The sequence below is a fragment of the Legionella anisa genome, from assembly GCF_001467525.1.
GTDB classification, from domain to species: domain Bacteria; phylum Pseudomonadota; class Gammaproteobacteria; order Legionellales; family Legionellaceae; genus Legionella; species Legionella anisa.
Map to the genome: position 1 here is coordinate 276341 of NZ_LNXS01000054.1, position 24419 is coordinate 300759.

Here is a 24419-nt window from a genome sequence, read left to right on the forward strand (position 1 = left end):
TTAAGTTTTGAGGAAAGTTTATCAGAAATCTTAGCCGATTTGAGAACCGGCTAAGATAAATTCCAGTTAACAAGTAAGAGAAGTTGGTGATTTAGGAGCGTAATCATCATAGAAGCATTTTATGTCTTCATATAATTCTCTTAATTCTCCCATATCATAAATTTCCTTTTGCGCTTGTTTGTTTAACTCATCGTATCTTTCAATATACACTTCAAAGAGACACTTTATCTCGGAATCACTCATGCGTTCATCTCTTTGAATTGTTACAATAAAGTCATCTAATTGAGTTTTTATTCCCTCATATTCATCTTTATTTCCTAGAGTTTTCACTTTGGGTTCGGGTTTATTGAGTGCTTGATATACTAGATAGAGAGCAAGTAGTCCAACAGGAATTAAAACAATTAAACCTAAGTAAATACCGGCATAAGATGTTTCTTGTTCTGGTGCTCGGCATACAGCCATATCCTGATCGCTGCAGACTGCAATAGCTTGTGGTTGCTCTGGAAGTACAGGACATACTGCTGGTTCATAAGTCCAGTTGGGTAAACAATCACCGGTTCCTGATGGGGATTTGTTTGATTCAAAGAAGGATGGACGTAATTTTGATGGTTGATGCGCTTTTTGTCGCGATCTTGGCTGGGGTAATAATTCCAATTTTTCCGGTTCTTTTGGTGGAGCCAGACCTTTGAGTGTATATTGGAATGTGATCCAGCGATGCATCGATTCCATCAATACATTTAGCTCCTGTGCTTGTTCAGCAAGTGTTGCGAAGTCAGTGCTTTTTACTTTAGGGCCATTTAAATGACCAATAACGTAATTTACCTGTTGCTTCAGTACTTGATTGGTTTTTGCAAGCTCGGCCGCGGTTGATGGAAATTGTGCTAAAGTATCTTGATTTCCTATAAATGTGTTTAACTTTTCTTGCTCAGATGTTAACCATTTCTTTAGAAACGATAAATTTTGTTCCTCATGAATCGCTTTATGATAAGCAAGCGTATTTGCATGAATAATTTCTTCAATATGAGAAGATGATTCATCAATAAAATGTTCAATTTGCTTCAATAATAAAGAAAGTTGCTCCTTAAATTGAAAAACTGTATACACTTCACCTGCTTGTCCCAAGAGGTCCATTGTTTGAGTAATAACTTTTTGAAACTGGTTGAGCTCATTTAAATCAGTTATGGCTTTGGCATAATGATCTAACACTTTATCCTGCATGTTTATTAACTGGAAATCGGGACAATCTTTAAGTTCTTTACCAGTTAACTGCAATACAGATACAGGGCTTTCTACGACAGCAGTTGAAATTTTCCCACATTCTTTTACTGCTTGAGTGGGATATGCTTTTAAATCAGCAGGTTTATCGATTGCGAAGGTATAAGGGTGGGGATTTACCTGATTCGTGTTCAGAGCAAAATGTAATATTCTGTTGCGCTCAGTGGATAATTGCTCAATGGTTTTTGATAATTCACTGAGGCGATCTCTTAATAATTGTGATTCAATCCTATGCGTTAGCTGTGGGTGGATTTCATCCTCAATTGTGCCTCGGAAATTAGCTAAAAAGAGTCGATCCGAGCCTGCAAAGGGAGAAATGTTTTTTTCAATGGTACGTACGTAACGGGTGACATGCTCCAATTGGTCTCTTGTTTGTTTAATATTTGAGTTTTGACTTATTCCTTTCAGAATATGGTTTAGATCCAATAAGAAAAAATTCATGGGCTGATTTAAATGATTTTGGGGTAATGCCTGATTTCTTAATAATAAATAATCTCCGGTTTTTTGCATTAAGTCATATAAAGCAGACCATTGGAGACGCTGGCTATCAATAGGCTGGACATGAAAGTCATCCCGGGTTAAAACGTGGCGGGGCTTGAATGAATTAGAGTAAAACCAGGAACGCTCATAAGTATTGATTAAGGCCTGGGAGTCATCAGCGAACCAGGAGCTTGGGTTTGATAAGTAATCAGGATGAATTCCTGAGTTACTGCGCGTTTTAAGAATCCAAGTTCTTTGTTCTAATTCTTCCTCAGTATAACAGGATTCTGAATGGACCCAAAAACGAGATTGATGCTGTTGGGGTTGATATGAGGTGTAATACTCCCTTTTTTCCTTTGCCATACTTCTCACTCCTTGAGATAGAATAACCTGAACGTTATTGTACGGTTGGTAACTAAATAGAATATTTTTGAACCAATTAATTTGATAACATTCTTTACCCAAATATGCAACATTAGAGAAATTGACATTTGGAAATATGGTGCAACATTCTGTTTTTTGTTAAATTACATTTTTAACTTGAACGAGTAACTTATGCCTTCTTTTGATATTGTCTCTGAAACAAATATGGTTGAATTACGTAATGCTGTGGATAATGCTTTGCGTGAGATGGGTACTCGCTTTGATTTTCGAGGAGTAGAATCAAGTATAGAGCTTAAGGATCTGACAGTGACATTACGAGCTGAATCTGACTTTCAGGTCAGGCAATTAGAGGATTTATTCCGTAATCACTGCAGCAAACGTAATCTTGATGCTTCTGGAGTGGATATAGAAGATGAACCAGTGCACAGTGGAAAATTTTATTCCTTGAATATGACGTTTAAGCAGGGAATAGATCAGCCAACAGCTAAAGACATCGTGAAATGTATTAAAGACTCCAAAGCTAAAGTTCAGGCCTCTATTCAGGGAGATAAAGTTCGGGTTACCGGTAAAAAACGGGATGATTTGCAAGAAACAATCGCGCTGTTAAAAAAATCAGATATCAAATTGCCATTGCAGTATGAGAATTTTCGAGATTAAGCCAGTATAAGTAGCCTGGGTGCAGCGCAGCGAAACCCGGGTTCCGCTGCGCTGCACCCAGGCTACTTTTAATTTACAATTTCATCAATTTTTGCAGAAATCCTCGCTAATAAATAAGAATCATTTTTTGCAAGACTGCGGGCCACTTTAAGTTGAGCTACCGCCGCTCTTTTTTGTCCTTCAAGCAGCAAACACTGAGCCTGAGTAAAATAGGCGTAGCCTTTTTGATGCGATTGCGCTTGGGCTCGAGCTAACTCGCGACATAAAACCAGATCTTGTTTATATTTCCTACTGCCTTTAAGCAGGATGCTTGTTGCTTTTTCATGTTGGTTTGCAGCCAATAAACCTTGGGCATATGCCATAAGTGCCGCATAATTGTCCGGGTAATTTTCTTGTATTTCCTCCAATCGGGAGAGTGCCGCTTTATGTTGGGACAATCCTGTTTCAGTTTGTGCCATAGCAATTTGAAAATACAGATTGTTATTTTGTACCAATAAAGGAGTCAAAATTGCAGCTGCTTTTGCATAATTGTTGTTGTTGATTAAAGCAAGAGCATGACCATATTGACAAGCATACGCAGGAGTTTTTTTGTTACATTGATGCTCATAATAATCAAGTAGTATTTTAGGATCGCGGATGACAGAAGTGCGAACTAATTCTTTAACTAATGGATATTCGAGAGAGTCTGTGTATTTTTTGTGCGAAAATTGTGCGGTTCGGTTTTCTGATTCAGCGATCCTGTCTCCATCAAGAGGGTGAGTGCGTAAAATGGCAGGTATATTTGCAGTGTAATAATAACGAGAATTTTCCTGCATTTTTTTAAAAAAAGCGGCCATACCCTGAGGGTTATATCCTGCTTTAATCAGCATATCGATTCCAATTCTATCCGCTTCTTTTTCTTTAGAACGGGTAAAATTGATATTATCTTGGGAAAATCCTGTCATGGCTCCCATCATTCCTGCCATCCCCACTGTGGGATTGATTACACCTAAAGCAGCAGAGGCCAGTATGGAAGCAAGCATGGGGATACGCATTTGTTTTTGATGTTCGATCATCCTGTAGAGATGATGCAAACGCACATGCGCGATCTCATGGGCCATAACTCCAGCAAGCTCACTTTCACTACTTGTGGTTAAAATAAGCTGTGAATTAATCCCTATATGTCCTCCAGGGCCTGCAAAGGCATTGATTTCATTTGATTTTACTATAAAGAAATCAGGTGCTTTAATATGACCCGCATGAGCAAGATTTTTCCCAATGCGATTAATGTATTGGCTTGCCAACGGACTTCGCTCCACACTTTCCGACTGATTGATTTGCTGTACGAATTCTTTTTCTAATTGTTCCAACTCACTTGTTGAATATGGGGAAAGCCCCGCAGAGAAAGAGGGTTGAGCAAAAAAGGTTGCTAACAGCATCCAACAGATGTTTTTCTTAATTTTCAATTTAATCATTAGGCTACTCAAAAATTGAATAATTTGTTATCATTCACGCATCGTAACTACTCATCCCTTCTCGTTATCTCGAGGTCTATCCTTGGGAGGGCGTCTATTTAGCACGTGAGCAGTTACTATGCATCTTAGAAAGGTACTAAAACAATGCACAAAAAGTTTTTGCTCGCAGCACTTGAACAGGCCCGACTTGGACAAGGCCATTGCGCCCCCAATCCCTGCGTTGGCGCTGTTGCTGTGCGAAATGGGACTATTATAGCACAGGCATGCCATAGAGGTGCAGGGACCCCGCATGCAGAACAGTTATTGTTAACACAGATTCCCCCTAAAATGCCAGGGGTTACTCTATATATTTCGCTCGAACCCTGTAATCATTGGGGAAGAACGCCGCCATGTGTCGATGTAATTATTAATCATGGAGTGGAAGAGGTTGTTTTTGCTTATTTAGATCCTAATCCAATAGTAGCTAAAAATAATTCTTCGGATAAATTACGTGCCCATGGCATAAAGGTAACGTATTATCCTGTAGATGAAATTACAGAATTTTATAAAAGTTACGCCTACTGGACTTTAACCAAAATGCCAAGGGTAACGGTAAAAATAGCACAAACATTGAATGGTAAAATTGGCCGTGCCGTAGGAGAGCGTGCTATTTTGTCGAATACTCAATGCGGGGAATTTACCCATCAAATGCGTGCTGCAACAGATGTAATTCTTACTACGGCCAGAACAATACAACTGGATAATCCCAAGATGAATGTGCGTTTAGGCCAGAAAGAACAGGAAAAACCCGTTGCAATTATCGATAGGCAGTTGGGTCTTAATCAACAATCCCTAATTTTTTCCACAGCAGCTCATTGTCATATATATCATTGTAATGAGCAGGAAGCTTCTTATCCCAACAGTACTTTGCATTTAATGCCCACGAAAAATGGAGCAATGGATTTAGGTGCTGTGATCGGCCATCTGGGGGAGTTGGGATATCATGATGTTTGGGTTGAAGCCGGAGGTGCTCTTTTTAGTGCGCTGCACCAGGAAAAGTTAGTTCATCGAACTTATTTATATATCGTTCCAAGTATTTTGGAGCACGATGCAATTTCAGCATACCAGCACAGTGGGATATTTGACCGAGCGCATACTATTTCTTGGCATGCTATGGGTGACAATATGATAGCATGTCTGGATTGGCAGGAGGATTAAATGAACACTGGATCAAATGAGGTCGCGTTATGAAGTATTCATTAGCTACAATAGAACACGCAGTGGAAACACTAAAAGCCGGTAAAATGGTTATTTTAATGGATGATGAAGATAGGGAAAATGAAGGAGATCTGGTCGTTGCTGCAGAATATGCAACGCCAGAAGCAATTAATTTTATGTCTCGTCATGGTTGTGGATTGATTTGCTTGTCTATGGCTGATGAATTGATTGATAAACTACACTTGCCAATGATGGCGCAAAATAATAAATCACCTTATGGCACAGCGTTTACTGTATCCATAGAGGCAGCGGAGGGTGTATCAACAGGGATTTCAGCTAAAGATAGAGCTCGAACAATCAAAGTCGCAATTCATCCAGAGAGCGGTCCAGCTGATATCATTTCTCCAGGGCATATTTTTCCTTTACGCGCTAAGAAAAAAGGCGTTTTGGAGCGACAAGGTCAAACAGAGGGTAGTGTCGACTTGGCACGGCTTGCTGGTTTAACTCCTGCTGCAGTGATTTGTGAAATTATTAATGAAGATGGTACCATGAGCCGCCGTGATGAATTGGTTTCATTTTCCAAAAAACATAATATTCCTCTGGTAACGATTAAAGATTTGCTAGAATACCGAATTCGCCATGAAGTGTTAGTTAGCGCTGCTGCTTCAACACGCATTCCTTTGCAAAATAAAGGTGATTTTAATATGACCGTATTTGCAAACGAACTTGATGATGCAGAACATTTTGCTTTGGTAAAGCCGCCACTATTTGCGAATCGAGTGCCTTTGGTGCGTATTCATTCAGAATGTATTACAGGTGATATTTTTGGTTCCTGTAAATGCGATTGTGGCAACCAATTGGAAAAATCTTTGGCATTGATTGCTGCTGAAGGTGGTGTTTTAATTTACTTACGTCAGGAAGGACGCGGAATAGGCCTGGCGAATAAACTAAAAGCTTATGCCTTGCAGGAGCAAGGTTGGGATACTGTTGATGCGAATCATCAACTAGGTCTTCCTGTTGACAGTAGAAATTATGCTATTGCCTATCAAATACTCAAGTATTTTGGTATTGATGCAATAAGGTTATTAACCAATAACCCCTCAAAAATTGCTGCTGTGGATCGTTATGGAATAAAGGTTATGGAGAGAGTGCCTTTAGAAATAGAACCTACTAAGGAAAGTCACAGATATTTAAAAACTAAAAAAGAGAAACTGGGACATTTATTGGCGATAAATTAGGTCGATATTTTGACTCGTTGTAGCCACGGTGTATTGTAGCCTGGGTTAGGCGCAGCCGTAACCCGGGTTCCGCTGTGCTGCACCAGGCTACAATAGAATCTGAGTTTTCTATTTTTCGATGAACAGTACTTAATTAGCAGGATATAGGGTCAATTATGACAAATTTTATTTTTATTACAGGTGGAGTGGTATCCTCCTTAGGAAAGGGTATTGCCGCTGCGTCGCTTGCTGCAGTTCTTGAGGCGCGTGGTCTTAAAGTAACATTGATTAAGCTTGATCCCTATATTAACGTTGATCCTGGAACTATGAGCCCATTCCAGCATGGTGAAGTTTTTGTGACCAATGATGGAGCAGAAACGGATCTGGATTTGGGACATTATGAGCGGTTTGTAAATACAACGATGACAAAGCGTAATAATTTTACCTCAGGGAAAATTTATGAAAACGTTATTAAAAAAGAAAGAAGAGGTGATTATTTAGGGGGTACAGTTCAGGTAATTCCCCATATAACCAATGAGATCAAACGATGCATCAAATTAGGTGCCGATGGGTTTGATGTGGCGATGGTGGAAATTGGCGGGACTGTAGGGGACATCGAGTCATTACCGTTTCTTGAAGCAATTCGTCAAATGCGCATTGAACTGGGCTCACAGAGAACCTTGTTTATCCATCTTACTTTAGTCCCTTATATTGCTACTTCAGGTGAGACAAAAACAAAGCCAACGCAACACTCAGTGAAAGAATTACGCTCTATTGGTATCCAACCTGATATTTTGATTTGTCGTTCGGAAAAAGCTTTGCCTATGGCTGATCGCGCTAAAATTGCACTGTTTACCAATGTAGAGAAAGAAGGAGTTATTCCGCTTGAAGATGCGCCAAGTATTTATCAAATTCCAAGAGTATTACATGAGCACGGACTCGATGACATCGTTGTAAGAAAATTGGGTCTTGAAGTAAAGCCTGCCGATTTAAGTGAATGGGATCGTGTGGTGGCCATGAGAGCCGTTCAAACCATGACGGTAAAAATTGCTATGGTGGGCAAATATATTGAATTGAATGATGCATATAAATCCATTAATGAAGCTTTACTGCATGCGGGACTTCATACTCAAACTAAAGTTGAGATTGTTTATTTGGATGCTGAGTTAATTGAAAAACACGGTGCTTCGCTTCTGGAGGGTATCGATGCCATTCTTGTTCCAGGTGGTTTTGGCGAGCGTGGTGTTGAAGGCAAGATTAAAGCAATCCAATATGCCCGAGAGCATAAAGTTCCTTTCCTGGGCATTTGCTTGGGAATGCAAACAGCAGTCATTGAATTTGCCAGAAATGTTGTGGGTTTAAAAGAAGCGAACTCCACTGAATTTAATAAAGATACTCCATATCCTGTGCTTGGATTAATTAGTGAGTGGATGGATGCAGATGGCTCAAAACAACTTCGCGATGCACAAGGTGATTTAGGCGGTACAATGCGTTTGGGAGCACAATTGTGTCAATTGGAAGAAGGGACGTTAGCGCGAAAGGTCTATGAGAAGCCACAAATTATTGAGCGTCATCGGCACCGCTATGAAGTCAATAATAAATATGTTGAAAGCCTGGTGGAACATGGATTAATTATCTCTGGACGCTCAGCAGATAATTCTTTAGTTGAAATGGTCGAGTTACCGGATCATCCCTGGTTTTTGGCATGCCAATTTCATCCAGAGTTTACATCGACTCCAAGAGCAAGCCATCCATTGTTTAAACAATTCGTACTTGCTGCGCGTGCGAAACATCAAGGAACAAATCAAAAATGAAATTATGTGGATTTGAAGTAGGCTTAGATAAGCCTTTATTTTTAATTGCAGGACCTTGTGTCATTGAGAGTGAAGAACTGGCTTTGGAAACAGCCGGTTATTTAAAAGAAATATGCAGTCAATTGCAGATTCCTTTTATCTATAAATCCTCGTTTGATAAAGCAAACCGCTCTTCTATATCCAGTTATAGAGGCCCTGGTTTTGAAAAGGGATTGTCCATTTTGGAAAAGGTAAAAAATCAGGTGGGTGTTCCAGTTCTAACTGATGTTCATGAAGACACACCCTTGCTGGAGGTATCCAGTGTGGTCGATGTGTTACAAACTCCGGCTTTTTTATGCAGGCAGACCAATTTTATTCAGAAAGTCGCATCAATGAATAAACCGGTTAACATCAAAAAAGGGCAGTTTCTTGCTCCCTGGGAAATGAAACATGTGATTACCAAGGCAAAAGCATGTGGTAATGAACAGATTATGGCGTGTGAACGTGGTGTGAGTTTTGGGTATAACAATTTGGTTTCAGACATGCGTTCTTTAGCCATCATGCGCGAAACTGGATGTCCTGTTGTTTATGACGCAACGCATTCCGTACAATTGCCAGGAGGAAATAATGGGGTCTCTGGAGGACAACGTGAATTTGTTCCTGTTCTTGCGCGTGCCGCAGTCGCTGCCGGTATTTCAGGATTGTTCATGGAAACGCACCCTGATCCGGATAACGCCTTGAGTGATGGTCCCAATAGCTGGCCTTTGGCTAAAATGAAGTCCTTGCTGGAGTCATTAAAGGCACTGGATGCGGTATATAAAAATACAGGAGAAATTGAGTAATCAATTTCTCCTGTTCCACCATTAGATAGGGCATTATGCTATAATATTCTTAAGTAAAATTTTTTTCGAGAATATTATGGGCAATTCTAAAAGATGGGAGCAGGTTAAAGCAAATGCAGAAAAAGAAAAACCAAAGGTAGACAACAAGTTGATTGATCCTGATCTTGATCTTGATTTTGATGCAATTGATACTGCAAAAGAATTGAGAAAAATTGAGAAAATAACTCATGATCCAAACAATACTAGAGATGAAATGGACGCTCTTCGTAACACTTTAGTTGGTGGTCCAGTAAGGCTCCCAGCGCAATTGGAAGACCAGGAAAATAATTTGGGTGTAAAAGATACACCTATCGAAACGCAAGACCTTAAGCCCAATTCCCCTAAAGTCTAACCCCTGTTTTTTGTTCTTATTTTGATTTCACGCTATTTTTTAAGTTCTGCAGCCATTTTTCTCTATTTTCATTCCCCATATCTGCCTTTTTAATTACATAGTGCAAAAGATAAATGCCCTGGTCATCTTTGAGAAACAGTTCCAATTCATCTTGAACCTGGTTTTGTGGTTTCTCTATTCTCATTTCAAGAATTACTCTGTCTTCCGTATCTTCAAGGTAATTCACAACAGGTTGGTACCCTAAAGATTTTACATTTTCAACCATAGTATTTGCGAATTGTTTCAGCGTCATCTTTTTCTGTAATCCAGGGAAAAACTGGCTTGTAACCAATTCATTCCAATCATTTATGTTATCGCCTGCTGGGATGTATTCAATTGTTGTTCCAATTGAATTTTTATTGCCCCAGGCCATTTGCCAAGGACGATCATCAAATGCGATTTTTAATTGTTCATAGTTTTTTATTTCAGGATCTACAGTCTTCGTATCAGTTTTTGTTGCATCACAATAAAGTGCACCTTTATAGAGGTAGTATTGCACGCATTGAGTATCATTTTCTGAGGTTACTTTAACTAAATTGTCTAAAGAAAATGAAGCTGCTGTTGCGTTTGAACTCGTAATGACGAAAGTCCAAATATATAGAATAGCTCTGACGACTTGATACATGATGATCTTTTTTAGAATAAGTATGTTAAAGAATAGCTTAGAAATATGAAATAGAATAGTAGCCTGGGTGCAGCGAAGCGGAACCGGGAAAATTGGTAATTTAAAATCCCGGGTTCCGCTTCGCTGCACCCAGGCTACAATCTGATGCGATTACGTGAGCGGTTACGTTGATTAACTCAGTTCGCTCATAGTAGAGACAGCATGATAGCCAGCATCTACATGTACTACTTCACCAGTAATACCCGAAGCAAGATTAGAGCATAAAAACGCTGCAGTATTACCTACTTCCTCAATAGTAACATTTCGGTGGAGTGGCGTAATGTTGGCATAAGCATTTTGGATTTTACGGAAATCTTTAATTCCAGCAGCAGCAAGTGTTTTGATGGGGCCTGCAGATATGGCATTGATACGAATCCCTTTATTGCCTAGACTCGAGGCTAAATAACGTACAGAGGCCTCTAAGCTTGCCTTGGCTACACCCATAACATTATAGTTAGGTACTGCTTTTTCAGCGCCGTAGTATGATAAAGTTAAAAGAGAGCCTTCAGTGCCTTCCATCATGGGTAAAGCTGCTTGTGCTAAACCGATTAGACTGTATGCACTGATGTCATGCGCGATCCTAAAACCTTCACGAGTACAGGATTCTACGAAGTCCCCACTAATTTGATCTGCTGGGGCATATGCAACGGAATGGATTAAGACATCCAAATGATCCCAATGCGTGCGAAGATTAGAAAAAAGAGCCTTGATTTCTTCATCATAGGCTACGTCGCAGGGAAAAGTCAGTGAGGAATTGAATTCTGCTGCCATTGATTCCACGCGCTCTTTCAGACGTTCATTTTGATAAGTAAATGCTAATTCAGCTCCTTGCTCATGAAATGCCTTGGCAATACCGTAAGCAATTGATCTATTACTGGCCAGACCAATAATAAGTGCCTTTTTACCTGCTAAAAATCCCACCATTCTCTCCTCAAATTAATTAGTGTGTGACGCTAACAATTCACGCATCTTAGCTTGAATCATTTCAATAGCAATCCTGTTTTCTCCTCCACGAGGAACAATGATGTCGGCGTAGCGACTGGATGGTTCAATAAACTGCAAGTACATGGGACGTACTGTTGTTTCATATTGATGTACTACCGATTCAAAGGTTCTATGTCGTTCAACCACATCTCTCTTTAAACGTCGGGTTAAACATACGTCCAGAGGCGTAGACATAAAAATTCGAATATCCATTATTTCTCGCAATTCTTTATCGCTAAAGAGTAAAATGCCTTCAAGAATAATAATGGCATGTTGGCCAACTGTTCTGGTTTCAGGCAGACGCATGTGCTTGGAGTGAGAATAAATTGGAATTTCAACAGGCTTTCCATCTCTTAATTGACGTAAATGTTCACAAAGCAAAGAATGATCAAAAGAATCAGGATGATCGTAGTTAATTTTTTCTCTGTCAGAGAAAGGCAAATGTCCATTATCTTTATAGTAAGCATCTTCAGAAATAACCACTACTTGTTCTGAGCCAAGCTCATTAACAATAGTATTCGCTAAAAGACTTTTTCCTGATGCAGAAGGGCCAGAAATCCCAATAATTATTGCTTGCTTATTCATGATGATATCGTTAGAAATTTCGTGCAAATATTAAAGCTTTTTTGTGTTAAATTCAATCTTTATATTAGGCTTTGCTTGCAAAACCACTAGGTTTAGAGTAATAAAAAAACCATTCTTTTTTATATAAGTTTAGTTGATTTCGCTATTTTTTTGATATTCAAATGGTAGCCTGGTGCAGCGAAGCGGGACTCGGGATCTGAGGGAATCATTCCTGGGTTACGGCCTTGCCTTCACCCAGGCTACATTTCTACACAAAAAACCATTTTTTAATTAAACGCCTGTACCACTTCTTGCAAAGGTTGACCCACAGCCGCAGATGGATTTTTTATCATAAGAACAGCGGATAAAGTAGGTGCAATATCTGGCGTGTAAGTCGGCCGAAAAATGCGTTGTGCTTTAAAGTCCGGGTGGACGAAGAGCAGGGGGACATAACTGTCATATTGCCAAGGACTGCCATGAGCAACGCGATCTTTACTTTTAGTACCATACGATTGATTGGGGGGTTGAATCAGGTAAATATCCCCAGATCGATCCGGATAATACATTTTGTTGACTTTAGCGCTAAGCCAGTCTTTTTCTATATCAGTAATTGGTAATGCATATGCTTTAAATATTCCTGGTTGCCGGGTTAAAACATGGGCAAGATAATCCTTCACTTCATTAAGTTTCAGTTTATGCTTATTTATGACTTGATGATTGAGATAGATGTAAGGCGGTGTAATCGACATCAGAGTTTGCTCTGGAAGTGCATATTGTTTTTTTAATACAGTACGAATGTAGTGTTCCATTTGCAGGATATCAATGGGCATAATTTCATTCATATGATGCGCCTTGAGATACGTTGGCCCATCATTTACGCCATGATCTGCAGTAAGAACAATTAGGGTATTTTTTAGACCCACTTGTTTATCAATGACTGTAAAAAGATGTGCTAAAGTTTTATCCAATTCTAATAAATTATCTTCGGATTCAAGACTATTGGGACCAAATTGATGGCCTATCGCATCAACCCCGGAGAAACTAATACCTAAATAATCGGTTTTTCCGGGAGATTGTCCTAATCGTTCTTCAGTTAAAAGATGCTCTGCGAAATCTGCAGTTAATTGGTCGGCCTTGGGAGTTCGCGACAAGGATTTAAAAAACTCAGGGCTTGGTGCTTGTGTCACATGATGTGGAAAAGTTTGACCAAAAAGCTCATCTTCATGATGGAAAACAGGTGAGTTGGCATTTAGATACTCCACTTTTGCTCGACCAAGAATCCAATCATAGTTTTGCGGATGATAGTTTTTGTTCCAATTTTTAACCCATTGAGGGTATTGAGCATAGTAATAAGAACTGGTAATAAAACCGCCATTGGTAGTATCAAACCAAAACGCTTTGCCTGCATGACCTGCAAGGGTTATTGCAGAACGATCTTTTAAGGACACTCCAAAGGCACGCCCTTTTTGGGAGAGTATGACCTCATCACTTAAGGTTGAAGTATATAAGTTCTTAGGTGAACGTCCTGGAGTGATAATACGTGTATGAGGGGTATTTAATATCTTGGTTTTTAAATCTTCCATGCAATAGACCAGTTGTTGTGATTTTCGGTCATACCATTCATTATTTACGACACCATGTAAAGCTGGAAAACTTCCTGTTGCTACAGTCGCATGCCCTGCACAGGTTGTTGTGTTGGCATGTAGATGATGGGTATTGTGATAATCAATGGCATGACTTAATAAATAATTAAACCCGCCATTACCAAATTGTTGCTGATGTTGCTGGATTAAATCGCCACGTAATTGATCAATGACCAGTTGAACAACTAATTTGGGTTGATTGATTTGCGCATAAGTGTTCAGACAACTTAGAAAAAGAAAAATGAAGTAGATGTATTTTTTCATAACTCATCCTGCAGGATAAAAGGGTAAATTAATCAACAGGGCAGTAAAAAGCAATGAAAAAAGTTAATTTGAAGTTTTATCCCCAATTTCATAAGTCTTTTCGCATTGACTAAAAACAGAAAAAGGTATCCACTCAATCTCGGATATGTTGTGAAATATCTCTTCTATGTCATTGACTTTAAAGATTAAAAATTAATTAAGCAGTAAAAAGAAAATGCATGACGGGCTTTGTGAATTAGTTTAAACTTCCCGTTGGAGTAAATTTTACTAATCCCGATTCATGGAGTTTAAGGAGAGCAGAAATGGGTTTTCAGTATGTTGACTATGATGCGTTATCGAAGTTTATCAGGGAGAGTATTGCAACTGAATTAAAAAGTCATAAGCTTGATGCAAAAAATTTACCAAAAGCATTAAGGACTCTTTCCATTAAACATCCTGATCGAGCAATCCAATGTAGGTATTTACTTGCAGTTCTTAACTGTCTTGATAATGATAAATCCAGTAACCCAGAAAAAACAATTATACTCAACGCAGCAGCATTTTATATTCGTGATCAAATTTTTGACAGTTATCAAGGACCTTTAACTTCATTTTTCTTATATCCCGAGAACAGTACTTTATATAATGCATTAACTACTTCACTCAGCCTTACCCTGGAAAATTTTCCTGACTCCAAAGATTTACTCGATATGTATGATGCTCTAAGCAAATTTATGCATGCACATGTATATGTAGATTCAGATCCAAGAAAAGGGTACCTTGAATTAAGTAAACAGATTTTCTCAAGTCAAAAAATTAAGAATTATAAGGTAGAAAAAGTGCTGCAGGATTTGGTTAAAAAAGTAGCAAACTTTAGGTTGGAACAGATTGATCAGACTCAAGAAAAACAGTTGAAAGACTCTGATAAAAAAACAAAGAACCGTATAGGTCTATTTGCAGATAAAACTGTTTCACCATCTACATCTCCATCTGAGGTTGTTATAGAGCAGGTATCAACCAATACACCATAAGTTACGAAATGTGTAGTCTGGATACAGAGAAGCAGAATTTGGGTTTCAAACATTCGAGTTCTGCTTCCTGTGCTCAAGTTACAAATAGGTTTAGAATTACAATTGGAGCTCAGATGTTTTCTGCTGCTCTATAGGGTAACCTGACATTGCCCAATCGATAATACCACCATCAACCGAATAAACTTCGTGATATCCTAAATCTATTAAGGATTGTGCAGCAAACAAAGATCGCACCCCACCTTTGCAGTGCAAATAAATGGGTTGCTCTTTATTGGGAATTGTTGCTGCAATAGATGATGCAATGATGTCTTTAGGAATGTGAAGCGCTCCTGCTATATGAAACTCTTGCCACTCTTCCAATTCACGAACGTCAATTAAACAAAGATTGGGATTATTCGCCATCATTTCTTTTAGTTGATGCACATCAATGGTTTTAATATTAGGCTTGGTCATAGCGAACCTCTCTTATTGTCGGTCTTGTAAGTGTGGAGTGGTGCAGCAACCAATAAATTGTTGCGGTGATTACACCACCTATTAACGTTGCAAATGCCCATGTAGCTGCAGAAACCAAAACAGGTTTTTGGCCCATTCGACTCATGTTTCCTGCATCATGAGCGACAGCACCAGCAAAAATCAAATGTAAAATTCCATTGATGAGCATCATGATATATAAAAAAGTTTGTATTTGCGTGGAAAATTGTTGCACTAGCTCATTGATCATGAATAAGGTTCCTTTAGTTTGTTAATCGACTTCTGCGAAAATTCTAATCAATGTTTGCTGGACATCTAAGTCCAACAAAACTTATTCCGTTAGCAATATCATGCGATTCAAAGATTATATTGAGCATAAAAATCTAACTTGCTATATAATAACAGAAAATCAATAAGATCTTTTATTTCTGTGTTAACCTCGGTAACATCTTCGAAAAAAATAAAAAGAGAGTAAGCATGAATGTTCATGAAATCCCTGTTCCTCATTTGACCACAGCACATTCTGGACCATTGTTTCATGTGGAAAAAATTGTTTTAAATCAAATAGCAGCTATTGAAGCTTGGTTTAGACACCAATGGAAAGAAACTCCTCCGCCATTAACTTCATCTGTTGACTTGCGGCATGCTGGATTTAAACTGGCGCCTGTAGATACAAATCTATTTCCAGCAGGTTTTAATAATTTGAACCCTGAGTTTCTTCCATTATGTATTCAAGCAGCTCAATCAGTATTAATCGATTATGTTCCTGATTGCACCAGAATTTTATTGATTCCTGAAAGTCATACCCGCAATAAGTTTTATTTAAAAAGTCTTAATGTATTACGCACTATTTTTATAAGGGCTGGATTTGTAGTTCGTATCGGCAGTTTAGATCCTGATCTTAAAGAACCTACTGAAATTGTTCTTGACGGTGGAGAAGTGCTTTTATTAGAGCCCATACAGCGTCAGGGAGACCGAGTGGGTCTGGCTAATTTTAATCCATGTTTTCTTATGCTGAATAATGACTTGTCCCAAGGGGTTCCTGAAATTTTGCAAGGAATACAACAAAAGATAAGGCCTACAGCACAATTGGGTTGGTTTTCGCGATTAAAATCCAGCCATTTTAATTTTTATGATGAGATTGCTACGGAATTTTCCGAATTGGTAGGTATGGACTCTTGGTTAATCAATCCTTATTTTAGTGCTCTTGAGGGTTTGGATTTTATGGCTCAGGAGGGTATAGACAGGTTAGCAATCGAAGTAGAGAAAATTCTCACTTTAATGAATGATAAATATGCAACTTATGGAATTAAAGAGCAGCCATTTGTTGTTATTAAAGCAGATAATGGCACTTATGGCATGAGTGTGATGATGGTGCATGACGCTGAAGAAGTACGCCAATTAAATAGAAAACAACGCACAAAAATGTCGGCCAGTAAAGGCGGTCGTAAAGTAGATAGGGTAATTATCCAGGAGGGTGTGTATACCTTTGAAACGATGCCAAACGGCTCTGTGGCTGAGCCTGTAGTTTATATGATTGGCCAATTTGTAGTAGGTGGATTTTATAGGGTCCATCAAGAGCGTGGCATTGATGAAAATCTGAATGCGCCAGGTATGCACTTTGAACCTTTAGCTTTTGCTCAAGCCTGTAATATGCCTTGCGATGATTTAACTGAATTGGATGAGTCTAATCGTTTTTATGTTTATGGGGTTATTGCTCGATTGGCTGCACTTGCTGCAGCAAGGGAAATTGCAGCTATTGGAGGTGAATAATGAAACTTGCAGTGTTGCTGGATCCTTTACATCAATTGAAACCTTACAAAGATACGACTCTGGCTATGATCAAGAGAGCACAAGAGCTGGGTTGGTCTTGTGTTGTTTTCACTCAAGAAGATTTATTCTGCAGGGAAGGACGTGCTTTTGCACACGTCTATGATTTAAGCATAGGTGATGTGCACAGTAAGGATTGGGCGACAATTAAAGACTTATCTGAAAAACCCTTAGGTGAATTTGACATCATTCTGATGCGAAAAGATCCTCCATTTAATACTGAGTACATTTATACCACCTATTTTCTGGAGCTTGCGGAACGGGAAGGAGTTCTTGTAGCGAACAAGCCGCAAAGTTTACGGGATGCAAATGAGAAGTTTTTTACTTTAAATTTCCCTCAGTGTTGTCCAACAACGCTTGTTTCGAGAAATATGCAGCAGTTGAAATCTTTTTGGGAGGAGCATAAACAAGTTATTTTTAAACCTATGGAAGGAATGGGAGGAAATTCCATATTTCATGTCGAAGAACAAGGGAACAATTTGGCGGTTATTTTGGAAGTCTTAACTAAAAATCAGACGCAAACCATTATCGCTCAGCGGTATATACATGAAATAAAAAAATCAGGTGATAAACGTATTTTATTAATTAATGGTGAACCTGTTCCGTATGCATTGGCGCGTATTCCTGCGGAAGGGGACTTGCGAGGTAATTTGGCGGCGGGTGCACGAGGCGAAGTAGTAGCTATTACAGAAAGAGACCGATGGATTTGTGAGCAAATAGCACCTGTCCTTAAAACTAAAGGGTTATATTTTGTTGGCATTGATGTGATTGGTGATTATTTAACCGAAATCAATGTGACAAGCCCAACATGTCTGCGAGAAATAGAAGCAGAAACACAACTCGATATCGCGGGCGACTTTTTACGTTGTCTTGAGAAGATATGCCGCGCTTAACTCGAAATGTTTTTTATAGAACTAAAGGGGGTAATAATGAAATTTATTATCCCGCACAAATTCAATGACATCGTTAAATTAAATTTAACTTGCTTTGATCCATTCAAACAATGTCAAAGGCGAATTATCTTAAAGTAAATATCGAACGCGAAAGGTTGGCTAATTCCCTCTCTAAATTAGATTGAAACGTTTCAACAATAGATGCTTTATTAACGCAGCGCTCAGGGTCAATTAAAGAAGCAGCTTCAATACAAGCCTCTGCTATAGCTTTCTTGTATTCCTCATCAACATCCATAGCGACAATTGCTTGTATAACTAGCTCTGTTGCGTTCACAACAGTCTCTCCACTGATCTTTTCCTGGCTATTTAACCCATTTTCAAAGATTTTGGTAAGGCTTTTTTCACAAACTAGTTCATTCTCTTTCACTTTTGGCACTCATTTAAACACCGAAACCTTAATGATATATGATTTTTTTAATAACCAACACATACTTTTTTTATACAACGCATAATTTTTTAATAAGAAAAATCAATTAGAATTGTAAGATTATTGGACATAAAGGCCATATTAATTACTGAAGAGCCGTAATTAATTACCATGGAATTATCAAGAGGGACCTGCTTATTTAATTTTAAAGTGAGTCAACCCTTATGGAAATCAAGAATGAAAAGCAACGGTCACATAAGCCTGATCAGTTAATATCACGCAACCTCCGGGCAATCCGTGAAGATCTAATGAGCAGTGCTGGGCATGCATCTCATCCCAAAGCTTATTTAAATCAAATTGTTTTGGAACTAGACATGCTTTCTAAGGTTGAATCAGAAGCTGATACCACAGAGTACTTAAACTATTTAGCTGCGGTAATGCGTAAAATAGAGGGTCTGCTTTATCATCCGCTTTATATGCAATACTATGAGCAATTGCAAGCCACCTCTTTGGTCGGTCTAGAGTTCCTCGCAATACAAATTGAAAATGAAATTAAAGAATTAGAAAAAGCAATTTCTCCAGACATTACTGTAGACCCCAATCAATTATATATGGAAGAAGCTTACGTCCAAACGCTTAAAACCTTATATAAGCTCGCTGTATCAGCAACCGAAGGGAACGCTGCTACAATGTTATGTCAATTACAAGAAAATTGGGTACAAACTCAACGGAAGTTTATAGAGTCGGTTAAATTAGGCTCTTTAAACGATTCGCAAAAGACATCAAAAGAGACTCCACAACAGACAGTAAACAGGCTTATCTCACAAATAGGTGATTATCCTAAGCCTACTCATGTACATGGAGTAGCCGATTTAAGTAACGCTGGAAAAGTCCACTTATATACAGGAATTGCAGCGTATAAGAAATCGCATTCGAAACTTCCCCATAATTATCATCGAGAGCAATTCATTAAATACGTAACTCAATTAGCAAATGATAATACAACAAATTTCAAGGGTTGTACTAAGATGCGAAAAAACACCCCTGAAAACGCAACAACCACAATGGAAGCTCTTTTAGGAAAAGAAGGCCTTAAGCTCTATCAACTCGCCCTTCAAGAAGAAGCATATAGTGAGGAGTATCGAGACGCTGTTTTTAATGCTTCTACGAAGTTTATTGAAGGAAATAAATGGGATGGAGCAAAATTTATCATTATTCCTGGACCCTCAGCCAGTGGAAAATCACATGCAACGGATGCGGTAATTAGGAAAATTGACGAGCTTCCACAAAAAACAGATGATCATAGTGGTAATGTGATGGTTTGTGTGGACGGAGGCATTCCTAGAGAAATTTCGCAAATGCGTAAGCTTGCGGTTCGTTTGGCAAATAAAAAAGGTTTTTCTGGTATTAGTGATTTGCATGAGCAAAGCAAAATCTTGGAAGATATTAAAACTCATGTAAAAAATGCAGCGTTAGCGTCTCCGAATTTATCAATAGTAATGCCAGAAACTTATTCTACATGGATGGTGCCTTTTTCTGGACATGAAAAGTTTATAGATGACATCAGTAAATCCGAAAGACAGTTTATTGTTGCTACAGTAGTTGGTAAGAATGCGGGAAATTTTCGAGAGGTGGTTCGTCATATGGGAACGAGACGTGCATATAAAACGGATAATTTTGACCAAGTAGAACTTGATCTAAATAGTACTGAAGGCCTCACTGAGTCGAAAGCCTATGGACCTTCTGGCTTCGATTTTGGCGTGTATGGTTCAAATAAAGCCGTTGCTGCCTATGTCGAAATTCAAACGAAAAATCGCAAACCGATTTTAAAGCTTGAAGTAGAGAATGATTTAATTCTTCTTCGCGAAGAAAGTGAAAACTTGGGAAGTTGGGTCCCAGCTAAACCCGGAGATGAAGGTATTTTGATGGTTTCTCAACACATCTATGTACAATGGTATAGACAATCTGCTCAGCAAAAAGCAAATATGGATTTACGTGCGTATGCTAAGGCAAATCCGTATACAAAAATTAATCCTAGTCAGGATTTTGAAACATTATTAAACGCGGGCGCTGCGCCTGTTCCTTCACCTATGCCTGTAGCTGCGCCTGCAGGAGCAGTTTCGTTTTTTGGTGTAACAAGTGTTTCAAAGCCTCCTGAGACAACAAATGATGTTAAGACGCTTGGCGCAGGGGTATTGTAGTCATCATGGTTATTGAATAAATCAAAAACAACTTAAAGCACGTTTATTCTGGTTATATAAAGCATGCTTCTCTAATCAGAGAAGCATGCTTAGAGTTTTTTTGCCAATGCATATAATAAAACCCAATAAGTATTACGTTGTAATCGCCAGGTGGACCTGATTGAGTTCAAGCAATTGTTTTGCATCAGCCTGTTCCACCGTGCGACCCGTAAAATCAAAAACAGCTTTATATTCTTATAGCAATAAAGTATAACCACGCACAATCACTTATAAAATTTTGATAGAGTTAGATTGATGACACTTCTCGATTTGTTAAAAAAAATGTATTTAATGAAAGACATCATCCAGGGAGGTTTTAATCCCCAGGGTGAGCTTTTTTCTTACATACAAAGTTATCATGACAAAAAATCAGTCTTGGCTTTTTCTGAAAGCTTCAGATTCCTGTTAACAAGGACTCACCCGATTTTTGATCGAGATGCTGGAAATCGTCTAACCACACGCTTTGCATTATACCTTGAAGCCTTCATGAAATTAACCCAAGGTAATTTAAAGCCTATGCTGACCTACCTTGAGAAACACAACGATGTGACGTCATTTTTATGTAACCATTGGGGAATACTCGAAAAACTTTATTATGAATATAAGAGTCGAGGGAAAGATATAATCATACTTGAGGAGTATTCACTTTTACTTGATGAAGATTATAAGGTGATTAGAGTAGCGCTTAAAAATGGAATTCAACAAAGCGATGAACCCATTAAGAAAGAATTTTTGTATGGATTTTTTCAAAAAATCAGGGACAATAAAGAGGTTTTTTTTGGAAAAAACCAACAAGAGCCAGAAGAGTTTATAGAGAGCATGGGCTCCTTTTTCTCTTCTTTCCATATTTAAAGCTATGAACCTTATAACAACTATTGGATAAAAGTCGTAACAGTTTAAAAAGCTTTTTTGTATGCAACGGTCTCTTGATCACATCTTGACCTACGCCCCGCGGTTTGTCCGGCATTGTTGTAAATTGATACAAGCCTGGGTGCTTGATGTTTATCCAGAAACCCGGGTTACGGCTTTGCCTGTACCCAGGCTACATTACTCCCGCGGACAAACCCACGGGACGTCGGAGTAGAGCGGAACTGATTTTAGGATCAGGGATATTTAGAAGATTCAGTTGTAAGCAACCAGGAATCTATCTCTACATTTTTATTCATCAACATAATCACCACCGGTTTCTGCAGCAGCTTCCTGATCTGCTTTTTGATCATCCACATACAACGCCCCAGTATCTGGTTGGGTACCCGTGATAAGATGATTACGATATTGGAGGTAGGCATCTCTCATGAAGGCATATTTATCCAGGGCCTCATCCATTATGCGATCAGTATCTAACAGTTGTGCACGTAAATCTACTGTACGTAAAGCAAGCAGACTGTAAACTACAACATCTTCATTAATGTAAACATACGGACTGTATAATGCAAATTGGAATAGCCATCCTGCTCCATCTCGAAGAGTACTTGGACCTAACAAGGGAAGAATCAGGTAGGGAGAATTTTTATCGCCCCATTTGGCTAATGTAAGCCCTAAATCATTAGAATGAGGGGGCAGGCCAAAGGTTTTAGCTACATCAAATAAACCGCCCACACCTAAAGAAGAGTTTATAATGAATCGCCAGGAGTCTCGAATTGCCCATTTACCTTCAGCTTGTAGAAGATCATTGCCTACGGTTGGAATCAGATCTAAGTTGTTGTAAAAATTATTGATACTTTTACGAACTGGTGCAGGCAAGACGGTTCGATATACTTTTGCAGAGGGTTTTAAAATTGCGTTGTCTAAGACGGTATTAAATTTATATACTTTTCGGTTAAAAGGTTCAAATGGATCGATGGGATTAGTTCCCTTAGACACACAACCAGTTAAAACGATACTACTGGTAAAACTGATAACTATTGAAATTAATCGCATGATTTTTTTTATTATTCAACTTAATGAATGATGTTACACGAGTTTGATGTTCTTGCAAACAATCATGGTGCCCCGCACCGTTCGTTGGTATTTTGTGTAAAAATATATTTTGTAGCCTGGGTGCCGCGCAGCGGAACCCAGGTTTTCCTAGCACAGACTTCCCCGGGTTCCGCTGCGCTGCACCCAGACTACGTTCTCATTTCCTTAAGTCAAAGAGTTCACCTGAGCCCAGAGCACTCATTAGAATTTTAACAAAAAAGTCACAGGTCCATCATTGCACAAATGAACCTGCATATCAGCACCAAAACATCCACTTTGTGTATGAGGATATACCTGAGCTGCTCGCGTCAGGAGATTATCAAATAATTGTCGACCCAATTCAGGTGGTGCCGCATTTGAAAAGCTGGGGCGCAATCCTTTTTGAGTTTCGGCCATTAAAGTAAATTGAGGTACTAATAATAAACCACCTTGAACCTCTTTAAGACTTAAATTCATTTTACCTTGGTTGTCGTTAAAAATACGATAATGGATGCACTTATCTAACATTTTATTGAGGTTATGCTCTGTATCATCGGGTTCAAATCCACAGAGTACTAAAAGCCCCTGATCTATTTTTCCAACTGTTTCACCATCAATATCTACCCGAGCGTGTGTTACTCTTTGGATTACAATCAACATGCATCAAGTCCTTGCTTGGAAATTTCTTTGCTCGCATAAATTAGGGCATCAATTATACCCGACTCTCTATCTGAATGCCCTGCATCACGAACTATTCTTAAATTGGAAGCGGGTATTGCTTGATGAAGTTCAAAAGCACCAGCGAGCGGGGAAATTAAATCAAAACGACCGTGTACGATGTAAGTCGGGATGTGTCTTATTTTATGGACATTTGCCATTACTTGATTTTCTTCAATGAAAAAATGATTGTTGATGTAATGGGATTCCAATGTTGCAAGAGCCAGAGCAAAATGAGGATCACTGAATTGATCAATAACATATAAATGAGGTTGCAAACTGCTGCAACGTGCTTCCCACAAGGCCCATGATTTTGCTGCACTCATGCGTGCTAGTTCATTAGGGCCTTGCAGGCAATTGGCATAATATTTGGGAATTTGATTCAGCATGTTTTCAGGGACACTGCTAATAAATTCTTGCCAATAATCAGGATAAACCAGGTTGGCACCATGTTTATAAAACCAATCAAAATCTTGTTGTCTTCCTAAGAAAACTTGATGCAATTGCAGCGCTTTAATTTGTTGGGGAAATTTTTGAGCATAAAGCAATGCAAGCAAAGAACCCCAACCCCCTCCAGACAATACAAATTCAGATAATCCTAAAAAATCTCTGATGGCATCGATATCATCCAATAATAAACTTGTCGTATTTTCACGAACTTCCAGATGAGGAGTAGAGCGCCCGCATCCGCGTTGATCAAAAAGTATAATTCGATAATGTTGCGGATCAAAAAAACGTCTAAGGTAACCATCCCCAGTAGAAGCACCTGGTCCTGGATGTAATACCACCACAGGCAGCCCTTCTGGATTCCCAGTTTCTTCAAGATAGAGTGTATGCAGTTCACTGACTTTTAATTCATGTTGCGCATAAGGTTTAATTGATGGATAAAGTGAGTGCATTTTAGTCCTTTTAGGAAGTTTTTGTTTTTAGCATATTGTGTTATTTTGCGCTGTGAAGCGTTTTAAAGCAATAAGTATTCATTTTAAAACAAGGTTTATACTTATAATGAGTATAGCTCCAATTTTTCTTTTGCTTGCGAGAGAGT

23 protein-coding genes are annotated in these 24419 nt (G+C 38.8%); 11 read left to right on the forward strand and 12 right to left on the reverse strand.

The window, feature by feature from the left end; translation table 11 throughout:
* Positions 1 to 66 precede the first annotated feature (66 nt).
* Complete coding sequence (locus Lani_RS17690) at positions 67 to 2118, reverse strand: hypothetical protein (protein ID WP_019235445.1); 2052 nt, start codon at positions 2116 to 2118, stop codon at positions 67 to 69.
* Between the two features lie 192 nt (positions 2119 to 2310).
* Between Lani_RS17690 and Lani_RS17695 the strand changes: the two genes are divergently transcribed.
* Positions 2311 to 2796 carry a YajQ family cyclic di-GMP-binding protein gene (locus Lani_RS17695; RefSeq protein ID WP_019235444.1) on the forward strand — a complete coding sequence of 162 codons (486 nt, stop codon included), beginning with the start codon at positions 2311 to 2313 and terminating at the stop codon, positions 2794 to 2796.
* Positions 2797 to 2864: 68 nt separating this feature from the next.
* Here Lani_RS17695 and Lani_RS17700 read toward each other — a convergent pair whose 3' ends face one another.
* On the reverse strand, positions 2865 to 4250 hold the full coding sequence (locus Lani_RS17700; protein ID WP_019235443.1) for a M48 family metalloprotease: 1386 nt from the start codon (positions 4248 to 4250) through the stop codon (positions 2865 to 2867).
* Between the two features lie 144 nt (positions 4251 to 4394).
* Here Lani_RS17700 and ribD point away from each other — a divergent pair, with 144 nt between their 5' ends.
* The 5 genes from ribD (at position 4395) to Lani_RS17725 (ending at position 9690) form a co-directional block, all read left to right on the forward strand.
* Positions 4395 to 5447 carry a bifunctional diaminohydroxyphosphoribosylaminopyrimidine deaminase/5-amino-6-(5-phosphoribosylamino)uracil reductase RibD gene (gene ribD, locus Lani_RS17705; RefSeq protein WP_019235442.1) on the forward strand — a complete coding sequence of 351 codons (1053 nt, stop codon included), beginning with the start codon at positions 4395 to 4397 and terminating at the stop codon, positions 5445 to 5447.
* A gap of 29 nt (positions 5448 to 5476) precedes the next feature.
* Entirely contained in the window at positions 5477 to 6685 is a 1209-nt protein-coding gene (locus tag Lani_RS17710) for a bifunctional 3,4-dihydroxy-2-butanone-4-phosphate synthase/GTP cyclohydrolase II (RefSeq protein WP_019235441.1), read from the forward strand.
* A gap of 155 nt (positions 6686 to 6840) precedes the next feature.
* Entirely contained in the window at positions 6841 to 8478 is a 1638-nt protein-coding gene (locus Lani_RS17715) for a CTP synthase (protein ID WP_019235440.1), read from the forward strand.
* Complete coding sequence (kdsA, locus tag Lani_RS17720; RefSeq protein ID WP_019235439.1) at positions 8475 to 9299, forward strand: 3-deoxy-8-phosphooctulonate synthase; 825 nt, start codon at positions 8475 to 8477, stop codon at positions 9297 to 9299. Before Lani_RS17715 ends, kdsA begins: the two co-directional genes overlap by 4 nt.
* 76 nt (positions 9300 to 9375) lie before the next feature.
* A complete protein-coding gene (locus Lani_RS17725; protein ID WP_019235438.1) occupies positions 9376 to 9690 on the forward strand; it encodes a hypothetical protein in 315 nt (104 codons plus the stop codon).
* Between the two features lie 16 nt (positions 9691 to 9706).
* Here Lani_RS17725 and Lani_RS17730 read toward each other — a convergent pair whose 3' ends face one another.
* From Lani_RS17730 to Lani_RS17745, 4 genes are all read right to left on the reverse strand, one after another.
* Positions 9707 to 10354, reverse strand: coding sequence for a hypothetical protein (locus tag Lani_RS17730; RefSeq protein WP_019235437.1), 648 nt, complete (start codon positions 10352 to 10354; stop codon positions 9707 to 9709).
* A 171-nt stretch (positions 10355 to 10525) separates the two neighbouring features.
* Complete coding sequence (locus Lani_RS17735; RefSeq protein WP_019235436.1) at positions 10526 to 11317, reverse strand: enoyl-ACP reductase FabI; 792 nt, start codon at positions 11315 to 11317, stop codon at positions 10526 to 10528.
* A gap of 12 nt (positions 11318 to 11329) precedes the next feature.
* A complete protein-coding gene (gene udk / locus Lani_RS17740) occupies positions 11330 to 11962 on the reverse strand; it encodes a uridine kinase (protein WP_019235435.1) in 633 nt (210 codons plus the stop codon).
* A 266-nt stretch (positions 11963 to 12228) separates the two neighbouring features.
* Positions 12229 to 13848: an alkaline phosphatase family protein gene (locus Lani_RS17745; RefSeq protein WP_019235434.1), complete on the reverse strand. Its 1620-nt coding sequence runs from the start codon at positions 13846 to 13848 to the stop codon at positions 12229 to 12231.
* Positions 13849 to 14150: 302 nt separating this feature from the next.
* Here Lani_RS17745 and Lani_RS17750 point away from each other — a divergent pair, with 302 nt between their 5' ends.
* On the forward strand, positions 14151 to 14858 hold the full coding sequence (locus Lani_RS17750; protein ID WP_019235433.1) for a hypothetical protein: 708 nt from the start codon (positions 14151 to 14153) through the stop codon (positions 14856 to 14858).
* A gap of 96 nt (positions 14859 to 14954) precedes the next feature.
* On the opposite strand, the gene Lani_RS17755 is transcribed toward Lani_RS17750, so the two are convergent.
* A complete protein-coding gene (locus tag Lani_RS17755; protein ID WP_019235432.1) occupies positions 14955 to 15311 on the reverse strand; it encodes a rhodanese-like domain-containing protein in 357 nt (118 codons plus the stop codon).
* Positions 15298 to 15579, reverse strand: a complete 282-nt coding sequence (locus Lani_RS17760; protein ID WP_019235431.1) for a hypothetical protein — start codon at positions 15577 to 15579, stop codon at positions 15298 to 15300. Before Lani_RS17760 ends, Lani_RS17755 begins: the two co-directional genes overlap by 14 nt.
* A 227-nt stretch (positions 15580 to 15806) precedes the next feature.
* Here Lani_RS17760 and gshA point away from each other — a divergent pair, with 227 nt between their 5' ends.
* Entirely contained in the window at positions 15807 to 17102 is a 1296-nt protein-coding gene (gene gshA / locus Lani_RS17765) for a glutamate--cysteine ligase (RefSeq protein ID WP_019235430.1), read from the forward strand.
* Positions 17102 to 18052 (forward strand): glutathione synthase, encoded by a 951-nt coding sequence (gshB, locus tag Lani_RS17770; RefSeq protein ID WP_019235429.1) that lies wholly within the window; start codon positions 17102 to 17104, stop codon positions 18050 to 18052. Before gshA ends, gshB begins: the two co-directional genes overlap by 1 nt.
* Before the next feature lie 124 nt (positions 18053 to 18176).
* Here gshB and Lani_RS17775 read toward each other — a convergent pair whose 3' ends face one another.
* Positions 18177 to 18479, reverse strand: a complete 303-nt coding sequence (locus Lani_RS17775; RefSeq protein ID WP_019235428.1) for a hypothetical protein — start codon at positions 18477 to 18479, stop codon at positions 18177 to 18179.
* A 224-nt stretch (positions 18480 to 18703) separates the two neighbouring features.
* Here Lani_RS17775 and Lani_RS17780 point away from each other — a divergent pair, with 224 nt between their 5' ends.
* Together Lani_RS17780 and Lani_RS17785 are read left to right on the forward strand one after the other, a co-directional pair.
* The gene (locus Lani_RS17780) at positions 18704 to 20680 is read left to right on the forward strand and encodes a hypothetical protein (protein ID WP_019235427.1); all 1977 of its coding nucleotides are present in this window, start codon (positions 18704 to 18706) and stop codon (positions 20678 to 20680) included.
* A gap of 294 nt (positions 20681 to 20974) precedes the next feature.
* Positions 20975 to 21571 carry a hypothetical protein gene (locus Lani_RS17785; RefSeq protein WP_019235426.1) on the forward strand — a complete coding sequence of 199 codons (597 nt, stop codon included), beginning with the start codon at positions 20975 to 20977 and terminating at the stop codon, positions 21569 to 21571.
* A gap of 306 nt (positions 21572 to 21877) precedes the next feature.
* On the opposite strand, the gene Lani_RS17790 is transcribed toward Lani_RS17785, so the two are convergent.
* The 3 genes from Lani_RS17790 to pip form a co-directional block, all read right to left on the reverse strand.
* Positions 21878 to 22639 (reverse strand): MlaA family lipoprotein, encoded by a 762-nt coding sequence (locus tag Lani_RS17790; RefSeq protein ID WP_019235425.1) that lies wholly within the window; start codon positions 22637 to 22639, stop codon positions 21878 to 21880.
* Positions 22640 to 22879: 240 nt separating this feature from the next.
* A complete protein-coding gene (dtd, locus tag Lani_RS17800; protein WP_019235424.1) occupies positions 22880 to 23317 on the reverse strand; it encodes a D-aminoacyl-tRNA deacylase in 438 nt (145 codons plus the stop codon).
* Positions 23311 to 24273 carry a prolyl aminopeptidase gene (gene pip / locus Lani_RS17805; protein ID WP_019235423.1) on the reverse strand — a complete coding sequence of 321 codons (963 nt, stop codon included), beginning with the start codon at positions 24271 to 24273 and terminating at the stop codon, positions 23311 to 23313. Before pip ends, dtd begins: the two co-directional genes overlap by 7 nt.
* Between the last annotated feature and the right edge of the window lie 146 nt (positions 24274 to 24419).

What these genes read in the sequence shown, in the direction of transcription:
- Lani_RS17790 (WP_019235425.1), bottom strand. Translation starts at nt 22,639, where the DNA reads ATGCGATTAATTTCAATAGTTATCAGTTTTACCAGTAGTATCGTTTTA.
- Lani_RS17690 (WP_019235445.1), bottom strand. Translation starts at nt 2,118, where the DNA reads ATGGCAAAGGAAAAAAGGGAGTATTACACCTCATATCAACCCCAACAG.
- Lani_RS17695 (WP_019235444.1), top strand. Translation starts at nt 2,311, where the DNA reads ATGCCTTCTTTTGATATTGTCTCTGAAACAAATATGGTTGAATTACGT.
- pip (WP_019235423.1), bottom strand. Translation starts at nt 24,273, where the DNA reads ATGCACTCACTTTATCCATCAATTAAACCTTATGCGCAACATGAATTA.
- Lani_RS17725 (WP_019235438.1), top strand. Translation starts at nt 9,376, where the DNA reads ATGGGCAATTCTAAAAGATGGGAGCAGGTTAAAGCAAATGCAGAAAAA.
- kdsA (WP_019235439.1), top strand. Translation starts at nt 8,475, where the DNA reads ATGAAATTATGTGGATTTGAAGTAGGCTTAGATAAGCCTTTATTTTTA.
- Lani_RS17730 (WP_019235437.1), bottom strand. Translation starts at nt 10,354, where the DNA reads ATGTATCAAGTCGTCAGAGCTATTCTATATATTTGGACTTTCGTCATT.
- Lani_RS17700 (WP_019235443.1), bottom strand. Translation starts at nt 4,250, where the DNA reads ATGATTAAATTGAAAATTAAGAAAAACATCTGTTGGATGCTGTTAGCA.
- Lani_RS17715 (WP_019235440.1), top strand. Translation starts at nt 6,841, where the DNA reads ATGACAAATTTTATTTTTATTACAGGTGGAGTGGTATCCTCCTTAGGA.
- Lani_RS17750 (WP_019235433.1), top strand. Translation starts at nt 14,151, where the DNA reads ATGGGTTTTCAGTATGTTGACTATGATGCGTTATCGAAGTTTATCAGG.
- dtd (WP_019235424.1), bottom strand. Translation starts at nt 23,317, where the DNA reads ATGTTGATTGTAATCCAAAGAGTAACACACGCTCGGGTAGATATTGAT.
- Lani_RS17745 (WP_019235434.1), bottom strand. Translation starts at nt 13,848, where the DNA reads ATGAAAAAATACATCTACTTCATTTTTCTTTTTCTAAGTTGTCTGAAC.
- Lani_RS17760 (WP_019235431.1), bottom strand. Translation starts at nt 15,579, where the DNA reads ATGATCAATGAGCTAGTGCAACAATTTTCCACGCAAATACAAACTTTT.
- Lani_RS17735 (WP_019235436.1), bottom strand. Translation starts at nt 11,317, where the DNA reads ATGGTGGGATTTTTAGCAGGTAAAAAGGCACTTATTATTGGTCTGGCC.
- Lani_RS17785 (WP_019235426.1), top strand. Translation starts at nt 20,975, where the DNA reads ATGACACTTCTCGATTTGTTAAAAAAAATGTATTTAATGAAAGACATC.
- Lani_RS17755 (WP_019235432.1), bottom strand. Translation starts at nt 15,311, where the DNA reads ATGACCAAGCCTAATATTAAAACCATTGATGTGCATCAACTAAAAGAA.
- Lani_RS17780 (WP_019235427.1), top strand. Translation starts at nt 18,704, where the DNA reads ATGGAAATCAAGAATGAAAAGCAACGGTCACATAAGCCTGATCAGTTA.
- udk (WP_019235435.1), bottom strand. Translation starts at nt 11,962, where the DNA reads ATGAATAAGCAAGCAATAATTATTGGGATTTCTGGCCCTTCTGCATCA.
- Lani_RS17710 (WP_019235441.1), top strand. Translation starts at nt 5,477, where the DNA reads ATGAAGTATTCATTAGCTACAATAGAACACGCAGTGGAAACACTAAAA.
- gshA (WP_019235430.1), top strand. Translation starts at nt 15,807, where the DNA reads ATGAATGTTCATGAAATCCCTGTTCCTCATTTGACCACAGCACATTCT.
- gshB (WP_019235429.1), top strand. Translation starts at nt 17,102, where the DNA reads ATGAAACTTGCAGTGTTGCTGGATCCTTTACATCAATTGAAACCTTAC.
- ribD (WP_019235442.1), top strand. Translation starts at nt 4,395, where the DNA reads ATGCACAAAAAGTTTTTGCTCGCAGCACTTGAACAGGCCCGACTTGGA.